We start from the raw sequence: 13,145 nt of genomic DNA on the forward strand, positions 1-13,145 counted from the left end.
GCCGAATCGCCAAGAAGATAGAAGGAGCCACTGTGGCTGCCAGCCAGGAAGAAATCATCGCCGGTCTCGCCGAGATCATCGAAGAGGTCACGGGCATCGAGCCGTCCGAGGTGACCCCGGAGAAGAGCTTCGTCGACGACCTGGACATCGACTCGCTGTCGATGGTGGAGATCGCGGTGCAGACCGAGGACAAGTACGGCGTGAAGATCCCCGACGAGGACCTCGCCGGCCTGCGCACCGTCGGTGACGTCGTCGCCTACATCCAGAAGCTCGAGGAAGAGAACCCCGAGGCTGCCGCCGCGCTGCGCGAGAAGTTCGGCTCGGAATGACCCGTCCTTCCACTGCTAACGGCGGGTTCCCGAGTGTCGTGGTGACCGCCGTCGAGGCCACCACGTCCCTCGCGGCAGACATCGAGAGCACGTGGAAGGGCCTGCTGGCGGGCGAAAGCGGCATCCGCGTCCTCGAGGATGACTTCGTCACCAAGTGGGACCTTCCGGTGCGCATCGGCGGTCACCTGGTCGACGACGTCGACAGCCACATGACTCGCATCGACATGCGTCGCATGTCGTACGTGCAGCGCATGTCCAAGCTGTTGGCCGGTCGACTCTGGGAGAACGCGGGCAAGCCCGAGGTCGACCCGGACCGGTTCGCCGTGATCATCGGCACCGGCCTGGGTGGCGGCGAGAAGATCGTCGAGACCTACGACGCGATGAACGAGGGCGGGCCCCGCAAGGTGTCCCCGCTCGCCGTTCAGATGATCATGCCCAACGGTGCGGCGGCGGTCGCCGGCCTGGAGCTGGGCGCCCGCGCCGGGGTCATCACCCCGGTCTCGGCGTGCTCGTCCGGGTCGGAGGCCATCGCCCACGGCTGGCGCCAGGTCGTCATGGGTGACGCGGACTTCGCGGTCGTCGGCGGCGTGGAGGGCGGCATCGAAGCGCTGCCCATCGCGGCGTTCTCGATGATGCGCGCCATGTCGACCCGCAACGAGGATCCGGCCGGCGCGTCGCGCCCGTTCGACAAGAACCGGGACGGCTTCGTGTTCGGCGAGGCCGGCTGCATGATGATCATCGAGACCGAGGAGCACGCCAAGGCCCGCGGCGCCAAGCCGCTGGCCCGGTTGATGGGGGCCGGCATCACGTCGGACGCCTTCCACATGGTGGCTCCCGCGGCGGACGGCGCACGCGCCGGCGCGGCGATGAAGCGGGCGTTGGAGACGGCAGGCCTGTCCCCCAGTGACATCCAGCACGTCAACGCGCACGCGACGGCCACGCCGATCGGTGACACCGCGGAGGCCAACGCCATTCGCGTCGCCGGTGTGGAGCACGCCGCGGTCTACGCGCCGAAGTCGGCGCTGGGCCACTCGATCGGTGCCGTGGGCGCTCTGGAGTCGGCGTTGACGGTCATGGCGCTGCGTGACGGCGTCATTCCCCCGACGCTGAACTACGAGACGCCCGACCCCGAGATCGATCTCGATGTCGTTGCGGGTGAGCCTCGGTACGGCGACTACCAGTACGCCATCAACAACTCGTTCGGCTTCGGTGGACACAATGTCGCCCTGGCCTTCGGGCGCTACTGACGGTCGAGAAGGGAACGTTCGAGCAGCAATGGCAGGGTTGACCCGACAGTCGACCGGCGACGGTTTCCCCAACGTCGTCGTCACCGGTTTCGCGATGACGACGGCGTTGGCGACCGATGCCGAGGGCACCTGGAAGCGGCTGCTCGACGGTGAGAGCGGCATCCGGCTGCTGGATGACCCGTTCGTCGACGAGTACGACCTGCCGGTCCGCATCGGTGGACATCTGCTGGAGGACTTCGAGGACGAGCTGACGCGCGACGAACTGCGCCGGCTGTCCTACCTGCAGAAGATGTCCACCGTGCTGGGCCGCCGGGCATGGGAGAACGCAGGTTCCCCCACGGTCGATCCCCGGCGTCTGCTGGTGTCGATCGGCACCGGCATGGGCAGCAGCGAGGAGCTGCTCTACGCCTACGACGGCATGCGGGAGAAGGGCCCCGACGCGGTCTCCCCGCTGGCCGTGCAGATGTACATGCCCAACTCCCCCGCGGCGGCGGTCGGTCTGGAGCGCAACGCCCGGGCCGGCGTCGTCACCCCCGTGTCGGCGTGCGCGTCGGGCTCGGAGGGCATCGCGACCGCCTGGCGGTCGGTGGTGCTCGGCGACGCCGACGTCGCCATCTGCGGCGGGGTGGAGACACGCATCGAGGCGGTGCCCATCGCCGGGTTCGCCCAGATGCGCATCGTGCTCTCGACCACCAACGACGATCCCGCGGGCGCCTGCCGCCCGTTCGACGTCGACCGCAACGGCTTCGTCTTCGGCGAGGCCGGCGCGTTGATGGTCATCGAGACCGAGGAGCACGCGAAGGCCCGCGGCGCGAACATCATCGCGCGGCTCATGGGCGCCGCCGTCACCTCGGACGGCTATCACATCGTGGCCCCGGACCCCTCCGGCGAGCAGGCCGGCCGGGCCATGAGCCGGGCCATCGAACTGGCCGGGTTGCAGCCCGGCGACATCGACCACGTCAACGCGCACGCCACCGGCACCTCGGTGGGCGACGTGGCCGAGGGCAAGGCCATCAACAACGCCCTGGGCGCCAACCGGCCCGCGGTGTACGCGCCGAAGTCGGCGCTCGGGCACTCGGTCGGCGCCGTCGGCGCGGTCGAGTCGATCCTGACGGTGCTCGCCCTGCGCGACGGTGTCGTCCCGCCCACCCTGAACCTGCGCAACCTCGATCCGGAGATCGATCTGGACGTGGTGGCCGGGGAACCACGACGGGGCAATTACGAGTACGCGATCAACAACTCATTCGGATTCGGCGGCCACAACGTGGCGCTCGCGTTCGGAAGGTACTGACTTCCCGGCGGTGACGCCGAAGTCGGGGAACTACAGGAGGTTTGGATGACGACCATGGCCCCGGAGACTGCCGCCGAGTCCCTCGACCCGCGCGACCCGCTGCTGCGCCTCGCCACGTTCTTCGACGACGGCAGCGTCGAGCTGCTGCACGAGCGCGACAAGTCCGGCGTGCTGGCCGCGTCGGGCACCGTCAACGGCGTGCGCACCATCGCCTTCTGCACCGACGGCACCGTCATGGGCGGCGCCATGGGCATCGAGGGCTGCAAGCACATCGTGGACGCCTACGACACCGCGATCGAGGAGCAGAGCCCGATCGTCGGCATCTGGCACTCCGGCGGTGCCCGGCTGGCCGAGGGCGTGCGCGCCCTGCATGCCGTGGGTCAGGTCTTCGAGGCGATGATCCGCGCCTCCGGCTACGTCCCGCAGATCTCCGTCGTCGTCGGCTTCGCCGCCGGTGGCGCCGCGTACGGTCCCGCGCTGACCGACGTCGTCATCATGGCCCCGGAGGGCCGCGTGTTCGTCACCGGACCCGACGTGGTCCGCAGCGTCACCGGTGAGGACGTCGACATGGCGTCGCTCGGCGGCCCGGACACCCACCACAAGAAGTCCGGCGTCTGCCACATCGTCGCCGACGACGAACTCGACGCCTACGAGCGCGGCCGCCGCCTCGTCGGCCTGTTCTGCCAGCAGGGCCACTTCGACCGCAGCAAGGCCGAGGCCGGCGACACCGATCTCGCGGCGCTGCTGCCCGATTCGGCCCGCCGCGCCTACGACGTGCACCCGCTGGTGAGCGCCCTGCTCGACGCCGACGCCCCGTTCGAGGAGTTCCAGGCCAAGTGGGCCCCCTCGATGGTGGTCGGCCTCGGCCGCCTGGCGGGCCGCTCGGTCGGCGTGCTGGCCAACAACCCGCTGCGCCTGGGCGGCTGCCTGAACTCCGAGAGTGCCGAGAAGGCAGCGCGTTTCGTGCGGCTGTGCGACGCGTTCGGCATCCCGCTCGTCGTGGTCGTCGACGTGCCCGGCTACCTGCCCGGCGTCGACCAGGAGTGGGGCGGCGTGGTGCGCCGCGGCGCGAAGCTGCTGCACGCGTTCGGCGAGGCGACCGTGCCGCGGGTGACGCTGGTGACCCGCAAGATCTACGGCGGCGCCTACATCGCGATGAACTCCCGCTCGCTCGGCGCCACCAAGGTGTTCGCGTGGCCGGACGCCGAGGTCGCCGTCATGGGCGCCAAGGCCGCGGTCGGCATCCTGCACAAGCGCAAGCTCGCGGCCGCCGCGCCCGAGGAGCGCGAGGCGCTGCACGAGCAGCTCGCCGCCGAGCACGAGAAGATCGCCGGCGGCGTGGACAGCGCCATCGAAATCGGCGTCGTCGACGCCAAGATCGACCCGGCGCACACTCGCAGCGTGGTGACCCAGGCGCTCGCCGAGGCCCCCGCCCGCCGCGGCCGCCACAAGAACATCCCGCTGTAACCCCCCGCCCACTCGGGATTTCGGCGCGCTCACGTTCGCTCAGCGAATGTGAGCGCGCCGAAATCGCTTGGTCAGAGGAATTCCGCGGCGACGTCCGTGACGCGTGCGCGGTCGGCGGCGACCAGGCCGATGCGGGTGCGCCGGTCGACGACGTCGTCGACGGTCAGCGCGCCCTCGTGGGTGACCGCGTACTCGAACTCCGCGCGGGTGACGTCGATGCCCTCGGCCACCGCGTCGCGCGGGCGGTCACCCGTCGCCGCGGCGAACACGTGCGACGCCTCCGCGCCGTAGCGCGCCACCAGTGACCGGGGCAGCGCGGCGTCCGGCCGGCCGTCGCCGACGGGATTGGCCGGCGCGCCGACCAGCGGCAGATCGGTGGTGCGGCACGGTCGCGCGGCGATGCGCCGCTCGGCGAGCGCACGGTCCAGCACGTCCTGCGCCATGTACCGGTACTCGGTGAGCTTGCCGCCGATGACGCTGAAGACGCCGTTGGCCGATTCGGTGACCGCGTGGTCACGCGAGACGTCCGCGGTGCGGCCGCGCCCGTCGGCGCCGACGGCACCGGTGTCGATGAGCGGCCGCAGCCCGGCGTAGGCGCCGATGACGTCGGACTCGGTGAGCGCGACGTCGAGCGCGGTGTTGACGGTGGCGAGCAGGAACGCGACCTCGTCGGGCGTCGGTTGGGGTTCGTCCGGGATCGGCCCCGGCGCATCCTCGTCGGTGAGCCCCAGGTATACCCGGCCGAGCTGCTCGGGCATCGCGAACACGAAGCGGTTCAGCTCGCCGGGGATCGGGACCGTCAACGCGGCCGTCGGGTGCCCGAACGCCGCCGCATCGAGCACCAGATGCGTGCCGCGGCTCGGGCGCAGTCGCAGTGCGGTGTCCACGTCGCCCGCCCACACCCCGGCGGCGTTGATCACCGCGCGCGCTGCGAGCACCGTGCTCTCGCCGGTCAGTTGGTCGGTCAGGCGGACCGAGGTGCCGGTCGCGTCGGCGGCCGCGACCCGGGTCAGGATGCGGGCGCCGTGCTGCGCGGCCGTCCGCGCAACGGCGACCACCAGGCGGGCGTCGTCGATCAGCTGGCCGTCGTAGGCGAGCAGCGCCCCGTCGAGGCCGGCGCGACGCACGTTGGGCGCCAACGCGATCGCGCGGTCGGCCGCGATGCGACGCGAGCACGGCAGCGTGTCCGCGGACGTGCCGGCCAACGCCCGCAGCCCGTCGCCGGCCAGGAAGCCCACCCGGACCAGCGCGCGGGCGGGCGTCCTCATCGACGGCAGCAGCGGCACCAACTGCGGCATGGCGGTCACCAGGTGAGGCGCGTTGCGCGACATCAGGATTCCGCGTTCGATGGCGCTGCGCCGGGCGATGCCGACGTTCCCGGTGGCGAGGTAGCGCAGGCCGCCGTGCACCAGCTTCGAACTCCACCGGCTGGTCCCGAAGGCCAGGTCGTGCTTCTCGACGAGCACCACCGACAGGCCGCGGCTCGCGGCGTCCAGGGCGATCCCGGTACCGGTGATGCCGCCGCCGATGACGACGACGTCCACGGCGGCGCCGTCGCCGAGTGCCTGCAGGTCGGCGGTGCGGCGGGCGGCGGTGAGGGCGGACGAGCCGGTCATGGCCGCAGGTATCCGTCCAGCGCGCGGGCGAGTTCGCCGGCCAGCCGGTCGGACCCGAGGATCGGCGCCACCACGTCGGCGGACAGGATCGTCGACTGCGTGATGAGAAGGCACATCGCGGCGAGCTGGCGGACGTCCCCGTCACGGACGCTGCCGTCGCGTTGCGCCGCGGCGATCTCGTCGGCGACGGCGTCGAGCAGGATCTGCTGGCTGGTGCCGAGCCGCTCGGAGAGGTAGACCATCGCGAGGTCCGGCGCCTGGTGCAGCACGGCCATGATGACGGGTTCCGCGCGCAACAGGTCGGCGACGGCGACGATCCGGGCCACCAGCTGCGGGCGTCCCACGCCGCCGGCCGGAACGGCGTCCAAGGCGCTGACGATCCGGGCGGTGAGCAGCGCGGCCAGGATCGAGCGGGTGTCGGGGTGGCGCCGGTAGACGGTCGGCCGGCTCACCCCGGCGCGCCGGGCGATCTCGGCGAGCGTGACGCGGTCGACCCCGTAGGCCAGCACGCAGCTCGCGGCAGCGTCGAGGATGCGGTCCTCCACGGGCTGCGCCACCGCGTCGTTACTGATTGACACCATGTGTAAGACTGTAACGCATGCCCGAGGTCGACCTTCACCCGCCGATGGCCTGGAACGCGTGGGGCGACCCCGCCGCAGCCAAGCCCCTGTCCGACGGGATCCGCTCCCTGCTGCACCAGGCGCTCGGCGTCGACGCCACACCCGCCGAGGAGCTGACCGAGGACCGGGTGCGGCTGCGCCCGTCAGCGCTGTCGGCCACCGACGCCGCGGCGCTGCGCGACCTCGTCGGCGCGGAGCACTGCATCACCGACGATCACGCCCGCCTGCTGCGCGCGGGCGGCAAGTCCACGCTGGATCTGTTGCGCCGCAGGCACACCGGTGTGCAGGACGCACCCGACGCGGTGCTCCTGCCCGGTGGCGACGACGACGTGGCGGCGGTGCTCGACTACTGCGCCCGCCGCAGCATCGCGGTGGTGCCCTTCGGTGGCGGCACCAGCGTCGTGGGCGGCCTGGACCCCGTGCGCGGCGACTTCCGTGCCGTCGTGTCGCTGGACCTGCGACGGCTGAGCGTGCTGCACGATCTCGACGAGGTGTCCGGCGAGGCCGAACTCGGCGCCGGCGTCACCGGTCCGGAGGCCGAGCGCCTGCTCGGCGCGCGAGGCTTCTCGCTGGGCCACTTCCCGCAGAGCTTCGAGTTCGCCACCATCGGCGGTTTCGCCGCCACCCGGTCGTCGGGGCAGGACTCCGCCGGCTACGGACGATTCGACGACATGGTGCGCGGCGTGCGCCTGGTGACGCCCGCGGGCGTGCTCGACGTGGGCCGGGCCCCGGCGTCCGCCGCCGGGCCGGACCTACGCCAGCTCGTCGTCGGTTCCGAAGGCGTGTTCGGCGTCATCACACGGGTGCGGGTGCGGGTGCACCGCTGCGCCGAGGTGACCCGCTACGAGGCGTGGTCGTTCCCCGACTTCGCCACCGGAGCCGACGCGCTGCGCGCCGTCGCGCAAACCGGCACCGGACCGACCGTCCTGCGGCTCTCCGACGAGGCGGAGACCGGCGTGAACCTCGCGACGACCGAGAGCATCGGGGAACGGACCGTCACCGGCGGCTGCCTCGCGATCACCCTGTTCGAGGGCACCGCCGAGCACGCCGACAGCCGGCACGCCGAGACCCGCGCGCTGCTGGCGGCCCACGGCGGCACGTCACTCGGCGAGGCGCCGGCGCGAGCCTGGGAGCACGGCCGTTTCGGCGCGCCGTACCTGCGCGACGGCCTGCTGTCGGCGGGCGCGTTGTGCGAGACGCTGGAGACCGCGACCACCTGGGCGAACGTCGGCGCCCTGAAGGCCGCCGTGACCGAGGCGCTGACCGGCGCCCTCGCCGATTCGGGCACGTCCGCGTTGGTGATGTGCCACATTTCGCACGTGTACCCCACCGGCGCCTCGCTGTACTTCACGGTGGTCGCCGCGCAACGCGGTGACGCCGCCGCGCAGTGGCGCAGCGCCAAGCGCGCCGCCTCGGACGCCATGGTGCGCTGCGGCGCCACCATCACCCACCATCACGCCGTCGGTGCCGACCACCGGCCGTGGATGCGCGACGAGATCGGCGACCTCGGCGTGGAGGTGCTGCGCGCCGTGAAGGGCGTCCTCGATCCGGCGGGAATCATGAACCCCGGCAAGCTGATTCCGCCACGCGCGTGAGCACCGGCATCGGCTGCGTCACCGTCCTGACCAATCCGTCGTCCGGGCACGGCAACGCGCCCCACGCCGCCGAGCGGGCGGTGACGCGGTTGCAGCAGCGCGGCGTCGACGTCCGGTCGATCGTGGGCACCGACGCGCTGCACGCGCGCCGCCTCGTCGACGACGAACTCGCCCGCGGCACCGACGCGCTGGTGGTGGTCGGCGGCGACGGCATCGTGTCAGTGGCACTGCAGGCCCTGGCATGCGGCCCGGTTCCGCTCGGCATCGTGCCCGCGGGCACCGGCAATGACCACGCGCGCGCCTACGGTCTGCCGACGGGTGATCCGGCGGCGGCCGCCGACGTCGTGCTCGACGGGGTGACCGAGACGGTCGACCTCGGCCGGATCCGCGGCGCGGACGGCACCGACCGCTGGTTCGGCACGGTGATGGCGGCGGGGTTCGACTCGCTGGTCACCGATCGCACGAACCGGATGACGTGGCCGCACGGCCGGATGCGCTACAACCTCGCGATGGTCGCGGAGATCTCCCGGCTGCGCCTGCTGCCGTTCCGACTGGTGTTCGACGACGGCGCCGGTGGTGTCCGCGAGGTCGAGACCCCGTTGACGCTGGCGGCCTTCGGCAACACCCGCAGCTATGGCGGCGGGATGCTCATCTGCCCCGGGGCCGACCCCACCGACGGACTGCTGGACGTGACGATGGTGGCGTCCGCGTCGCGGACCCAGCTGATCCGGCTGTTCCCCACCGTCTTCAAGGGCACCCACGTCGACCTCGACGAGGTCCGGACCGCACGGGCCGCGCACATCACGGTGGACTCGCCCGGCATCAACGCCTACGCCGACGGCGAGTACGCGTGCCCGCTGCCCGTCGAGGTCGCGGCCGTCCCGCGGGCGCTGCGAATCAGGCGGCCCGCGAGGTGACTAGCCGACCCCGCGGTTGAGCCAGGTCATCTCACCGGTGTCGCCGCCGCCGTTGCGGTACGGCTCGAGCGCCTCGTCCCAGGCGGTGCCGAGCACCGTGTCCAGTTCGGCGGCCAGCGTGTCGGCGCCCGAGGACATCAGGCTGCGCAGCCGCATCTCACCGACCATCACGTCGCCGTTGGCGCTCATCGCACCGCTCCACAGCCCGAGCTGCGGGGTGTGGCACCAGCGGTGGCCGTCGACGCCCTCACTGGGGTCCTCGGTCACCTCGAAGCGCAGCACCGACCAGGCCCGCAGGGCATGCGCCAGCGCGGAGCCGGTGCCGACCGGACCGCGCCAGTTGGTGACGGCGCGCAACTGCCCCGGCATGGCCGGTTGTGGCGTCCACCGCAGGTTGGCGCGCGCCAACAGGGTCGACGACAGCGCCCACTCCACGTGTGGGCATACCGCCGCGGGCGAGGCGTGCACGTACACCACACCGGTCGTCGCGTCGGCGAATTGGTTCGACGCACGCATCTTCTGCTCCTTCGGCTCCACCTGGGACGTCTTCCCCAACGGCCTGGTGTAACGAAGGAATGGAATTCGGTGTGTCGAGCGTGTCCATTGTGCCCTGTGTGACTGTTGTTGCGCTAGTGTGCCGCGATTTCTCTCAGGACTCCATCAGAAATCGCAGGCCACAGCTCGTGCGTCCAGTCGCCGAAGTCGCGGTCGGTGAGCACGATCAGCGCGATGTCCACCTCCGGGTCCACCCACAGGAACGTGCCGGACTGACCGAAGTGGCCGAAGGTGCGGGGCGAGTTGTCCGACCCGGTCCAGTGCGGCGACTTGCCGTCGCGCAGCTCGAAGCCCAGGCCCCAGTCGTTCGGGCGTTGCGTGCCGAAACCGGGCAGCACCCCGGCCAGACCGGGGAACTGCACGGTGATCGCGTCGGCGTGCAGCTCGGCCGACACCAGCGCCGGCCGCAGCAGCTCGCGGGCGAACAGCGCGAGGTCGGCGACCGACGCGTGGGCGCCGTACCCGGCCGCCGCGGCCCCGCCGGTCAGCTCCGTGGCCGACGTCCCGAGCGGCGCGAGCACCGCGTCGCGCAGGTACTCGACGAAGTCGATGCCCGACTCCTCCTGCACGAACTCCGCGAGGACGGCGAAACCGGTGTTGGAGTACACCCGTCGGGTCCCGGGCGCGGCGATGACGTCGTCGGAGCGCATCGCGAGACCGGAGGTGTGGGCCAGTAGGTGCCGGACCGTCGCGCCGGGCGGCCCGGCGGGCTGGTCGAGGTCGACGGCGCCCTCCTCGACGGCGACCTGCACGGCCCGCGCCACCAGCGGTTTGGTCGCCGACGCCAGCGCGAACGGACGCTCGACGTCGCCGTGCTCGGCGAGCACGCCGGACGGCCCGACCACCGCCGCGGCCGACGCGGACACCGGCCAGTCGACCAGCGCGTCGAGCGCGCTCATCGGCCGAGGCCGCGGTGCGCGGGGCGGGCGTCGGCGAGGTGGTCGATCAGCGCGTTCATCGACGTCGATCACACCAGGCCCGGACCCGTATCCGCCAGCCCCCGACCCATTAGGTTGGTGCCATGAGTCAGACAGTGCGCGGTGTGATCTCCCGGAGCAAGAAGCAACCCGTCGAGGTGGTCGACGTCGTCATCCCCGACCCCGGCCCCGGTGAGGTGGTAGTGGACGTCATCGCGTGCGGCGTCTGCCACACCGACCTGACCTACCGCGAGGGCGGCATCAACGACGAATACCCCTTCCTGCTCGGCCACGAGGCGGCCGGCACCGTCGAGGCGATCGGCGAAGGCGTCACGAACGTCGTCCCGGGTGACTTCGTGATCCTCAACTGGCGCGCGGTGTGCGGCCAGTGCCGGGCCTGCAAGCGTGGCCGCCCGCACCTGTGCTTCGACACCCACAACGCCGCCCAGAAGATGACGCTGACCGACGGCACCGAACTCACCCCCGCGCTGGGCATCGGCGCCTTCGCCGACAAGACGCTGGTGCACGAGGGCCAGTGCACCAAGGTCGACCCCGAAGCCGACCCGGCGGTGGCCGGACTGCTGGGCTGCGGCGTCATGGCGGGCATCGGCGCTGCGATCAACACCGGCGCGGTCACCCGCGACGACACCGTGGCGGTGATCGGCTGCGGCGGCGTCGGCGACGCGGCGATCGCCGGCGCCGCCCTGGTCGGGGCGAAGAAGATCATCGCCGTCGACACCGACGACACCAAGCTCGACTGGGCACGCGGCTTCGGCGCCACGCACACCATCAACGCCCGCGAACTCGACGTCACCGAGACGATCCAGGACCTGACCGACGGCTTCGGCGCCGACGTCGTCATCGACGCGGTCGGGCGCCCGGAGACCTGGAAGCAGGCGTTCTACGCCCGCGACCTCGCCGGCACCGTCGTCCTCGTCGGCGTCCCCACGCCGGACATGACACTCGAGATGCCGCTGGTCGACTTCTTCTCCCGCGGCGGATCGCTCAAGTCGTCGTGGTACGGCGACTGCCTGCCCGAGCGCGACTTCCCCACGCTGATCAGCCTGTACCGCCAGGGCCGTCTGCCCCTGGAGAAGTTCGTGTCCGAGCGCATCGGACTCGACGGCATCGAGGAGGCCTTCCACCGCATGCACGCCGGTGAGGTGCTGCGCTCGGTGGTGATCCTGTGATGAGCGCTTGCGCGAAGAACGGAGCATGCAGATGAGCGCGTCGATCAGCCGGCTGGTCACCAGCGGCACCTTCGAACTCGACGGCGGCAGCTGGGACGTCGACAACAACATCTGGCTCGTCGGTGACGACGACGACGTCATCGTGTTCGACGCCGCCCACACCGCCGAGCCGATCGTCGAGGCCGTCGCCGGCCGCAACGTCGTCGCCGTGGTGTGCACCCATGGCCACAACGACCACGTGACGGTCGCGCCGGAACTGGGCCGCACGCTCGACGCCCCGGTGTTCCTGCACCCGGCCGACGACGTGCTGTGGCGAATGACGCACCCCGACAGCGACTTCCGCGCCGTCGACGACGGCCTGGTGCTGCGCGTCGGCGGTGTCGAACTGCGGGCACTGCACACCCCGGGCCATTCCCCGGGCTCGGTGTGCTGGTCGGCGCCGGACCTGGGCGCGGTGTTCAGCGGCGACACGCTGTTCCAGGGCGGCCCCGGAGCCACCGGCCGGTCCTACTCGGACTTCCCCACCATTCTCGAGTCGATCAAGGGGCGCCTCGGCGCCCTGCCCGGCGAGACGGTGGTCTACACCGGCCACGGCGACACCACCACCGTCGGCGGCGAGATCGTGCACTACGACGACTGGGTGGCGCGCGGCCACTGAGCCATCGGTACCCGTCGCCGTCGGTACCCGTCCCCGTCAGTACCCGTCGAGGATCCGCTTCTTCTCGGCGGCGAACTCGGCGTCGGTCAGCGCGCCCGAGTCACGCAGGCGGCTGAGCGTGTCGAGGGCCTCGATGCGGATCCCCTGATCGGTGGGGACCACGTATCCCGACGGCCCGGCGAGCGGGACGGCGCGGCGACGCACGCGCGCCGCCCAGACTCGGGCGATGACGAGATCGACCAGCGCGATGCCGAAGACCACCGCGAGAATCACCGGCAGGTGGCCGCGGCGGTTGGGCTGGCCGAACGCCAGCGTGGGGTTCACGTACGCACTGACCCGGCCCTCGGTCGTGATCCGATAGGTGCCCTCGGCCGCGACCCGGGCGGACCACACCCGCACGCGCGCATCACCGTTCACGGTCGTGGTGCCGCCGATGTCCTCGGTCAGCACCGGGTCGGCAACGCCGTCGGGCGGGTCGATGGCGACCGACATCCGGGGCACCGGCAGTCCGCCGCCGCCCGAGCTGCCGATGATCGGAGTGTGGAAGCTGATGACCACCTCGCCTGCGGGAAGGTGGACCTCGGCCGATCCCGGGATGGGCACCTCGCCGTAGGCGTCGAAGTCGTCCCACAGTACGGCGCCCAGCACGAGGGTGGCGACGAACCCGATGGCGGACGCGATCGCGGTCACCGCGGCGATGACCGTGAGCAGCCGCGGAGCGGTCCCCCGATTCATGGCCGCAG

At 71.7% G+C, this 13,145-nt stretch carries 13 protein-coding genes; 8 read left to right on the top strand and 5 right to left on the bottom strand.

The features are described 5' to 3' along the window. The first annotated feature begins 32 nt into the window (after positions 1-32). The 4 genes from acpM to FZ046_RS22655 are packed head-to-tail and all read left to right on the top strand — an operon-like array spanning position 33 to position 4,334. Entirely contained in the window at positions 33-329 is a 297-nt protein-coding gene (gene acpM / locus FZ046_RS22640; RefSeq protein ID WP_066897787.1) for a meromycolate extension acyl carrier protein AcpM, read from the top strand. Beyond that, positions 326-1,576, top strand: coding sequence for a 3-oxoacyl-ACP synthase KasA (kasA, locus tag FZ046_RS22645; protein ID WP_070354293.1), 1,251 nt, complete (start codon positions 326-328; stop codon positions 1,574-1,576). Before acpM ends, kasA begins: the two co-directional genes overlap by 4 nt. A 28-nt stretch (positions 1,577-1,604) precedes the next feature. Next, positions 1,605-2,867: a 3-oxoacyl-ACP synthase KasB gene (gene kasB, locus FZ046_RS22650; protein WP_070354292.1), complete on the top strand. Its 1,263-nt coding sequence runs from the start codon at positions 1,605-1,607 to the stop codon at positions 2,865-2,867. Positions 2,868-2,912: 45 nt separating this feature from the next. Continuing rightward, the gene (locus tag FZ046_RS22655; protein WP_070354291.1) at positions 2,913-4,334 is read left to right on the top strand and encodes an acyl-CoA carboxylase subunit beta; all 1,422 of its coding nucleotides are present in this window, start codon (positions 2,913-2,915) and stop codon (positions 4,332-4,334) included. Between the two features lie 71 nt (positions 4,335-4,405). On the opposite strand, the gene FZ046_RS22660 is transcribed toward FZ046_RS22655, so the two are convergent. Both FZ046_RS22660 and FZ046_RS22665 read right to left on the bottom strand, forming a co-directional pair. Beyond that, positions 4,406-5,950 (bottom strand): glycerol-3-phosphate dehydrogenase/oxidase, encoded by a 1,545-nt coding sequence (locus tag FZ046_RS22660; RefSeq protein ID WP_070354290.1) that lies wholly within the window; start codon positions 5,948-5,950, stop codon positions 4,406-4,408. Continuing rightward, positions 5,947-6,531: a TetR/AcrR family transcriptional regulator gene (locus FZ046_RS22665; RefSeq protein WP_070354289.1), complete on the bottom strand. Its 585-nt coding sequence runs from the start codon at positions 6,529-6,531 to the stop codon at positions 5,947-5,949. Before FZ046_RS22665 ends, FZ046_RS22660 begins: the two co-directional genes overlap by 4 nt. Positions 6,532-6,575: 44 nt before the next feature. Between FZ046_RS22665 and FZ046_RS22670 the strand changes: the two genes are divergently transcribed. Then, positions 6,576-8,165: an FAD-binding oxidoreductase gene (locus tag FZ046_RS22670; protein WP_149484372.1), complete on the top strand. Its 1,590-nt coding sequence runs from the start codon at positions 6,576-6,578 to the stop codon at positions 8,163-8,165. Further along, positions 8,162-9,082 (top strand): diacylglycerol kinase, encoded by a 921-nt coding sequence (locus FZ046_RS22675; RefSeq protein WP_246182842.1) that lies wholly within the window; start codon positions 8,162-8,164, stop codon positions 9,080-9,082. Before FZ046_RS22670 ends, FZ046_RS22675 begins: the two co-directional genes overlap by 4 nt. On the opposite strand, the gene FZ046_RS22680 is transcribed toward FZ046_RS22675, so the two are convergent. Continuing rightward, entirely contained in the window at positions 9,083-9,598 is a 516-nt protein-coding gene (locus FZ046_RS22680; RefSeq protein ID WP_070354326.1) for a DUF3145 domain-containing protein, read from the bottom strand. It lies immediately after the preceding gene. A 113-nt stretch (positions 9,599-9,711) separates the two neighbouring features. Beyond that, positions 9,712-10,536: a serine hydrolase domain-containing protein gene (locus tag FZ046_RS22685; RefSeq protein WP_070354288.1), complete on the bottom strand. Its 825-nt coding sequence runs from the start codon at positions 10,534-10,536 to the stop codon at positions 9,712-9,714. Positions 10,537-10,658: 122 nt separating this feature from the next. On the opposite strand from FZ046_RS22685, the gene FZ046_RS22690 reads away from it, so the two are divergent. Both FZ046_RS22690 and FZ046_RS22695 read left to right on the top strand, forming a co-directional pair. Further along, entirely contained in the window at positions 10,659-11,744 is a 1,086-nt protein-coding gene (locus tag FZ046_RS22690) for an S-(hydroxymethyl)mycothiol dehydrogenase (RefSeq protein ID WP_070354287.1), read from the top strand. A 31-nt stretch (positions 11,745-11,775) separates the two neighbouring features. Further along, entirely contained in the window at positions 11,776-12,402 is a 627-nt protein-coding gene (locus FZ046_RS22695; RefSeq protein WP_099045980.1) for an MBL fold metallo-hydrolase, read from the top strand. Positions 12,403-12,438: 36 nt separating this feature from the next. Here FZ046_RS22695 and FZ046_RS22700 read toward each other — a convergent pair whose 3' ends face one another. Beyond that, positions 12,439-13,137: an SHOCT domain-containing protein gene (locus tag FZ046_RS22700; protein ID WP_070354285.1), complete on the bottom strand. Its 699-nt coding sequence runs from the start codon at positions 13,135-13,137 to the stop codon at positions 12,439-12,441. Positions 13,138-13,145: the final 8 nt, after the last annotated feature.

It is taken from the genome of Mycolicibacterium grossiae (assembly GCF_008329645.1).
In the GTDB taxonomy this organism is placed as follows: Bacteria; Actinomycetota; Actinomycetes; order Mycobacteriales; family Mycobacteriaceae; genus Mycobacterium; species Mycobacterium grossiae.

Bases quoted from the DNA above. Each gene is read 5' to 3' on its own strand.
- kasA (WP_070354293.1), top strand. From the start codon at position 326: ATGACCCGTCCTTCCACTGCTAACGGCGGGTTCCCGAGTGTCGTGGTG.
- kasB (WP_070354292.1), top strand. From the start codon at position 1,605: ATGGCAGGGTTGACCCGACAGTCGACCGGCGACGGTTTCCCCAACGTC.
- FZ046_RS22655 (WP_070354291.1), top strand. From the start codon at position 2,913: ATGACGACCATGGCCCCGGAGACTGCCGCCGAGTCCCTCGACCCGCGC.
- FZ046_RS22660 (WP_070354290.1), bottom strand. From the start codon at position 5,950: ATGACCGGCTCGTCCGCCCTCACCGCCGCCCGCCGCACCGCCGACCTG.
- FZ046_RS22665 (WP_070354289.1), bottom strand. From the start codon at position 6,531: ATGGTGTCAATCAGTAACGACGCGGTGGCGCAGCCCGTGGAGGACCGC.
- FZ046_RS22670 (WP_149484372.1), top strand. From the start codon at position 6,576: ATGGCCTGGAACGCGTGGGGCGACCCCGCCGCAGCCAAGCCCCTGTCC.
- FZ046_RS22680 (WP_070354326.1), bottom strand. From the start codon at position 9,598: ATGCGTGCGTCGAACCAATTCGCCGACGCGACGACCGGTGTGGTGTAC.
- FZ046_RS22685 (WP_070354288.1), bottom strand. From the start codon at position 10,536: ATGAGCGCGCTCGACGCGCTGGTCGACTGGCCGGTGTCCGCGTCGGCC.
- FZ046_RS22690 (WP_070354287.1), top strand. From the start codon at position 10,659: ATGAGTCAGACAGTGCGCGGTGTGATCTCCCGGAGCAAGAAGCAACCC.
- FZ046_RS22695 (WP_099045980.1), top strand. From the start codon at position 11,776: ATGAGCGCGTCGATCAGCCGGCTGGTCACCAGCGGCACCTTCGAACTC.
- FZ046_RS22700 (WP_070354285.1), bottom strand. From the start codon at position 13,137: ATGAATCGGGGGACCGCTCCGCGGCTGCTCACGGTCATCGCCGCGGTG.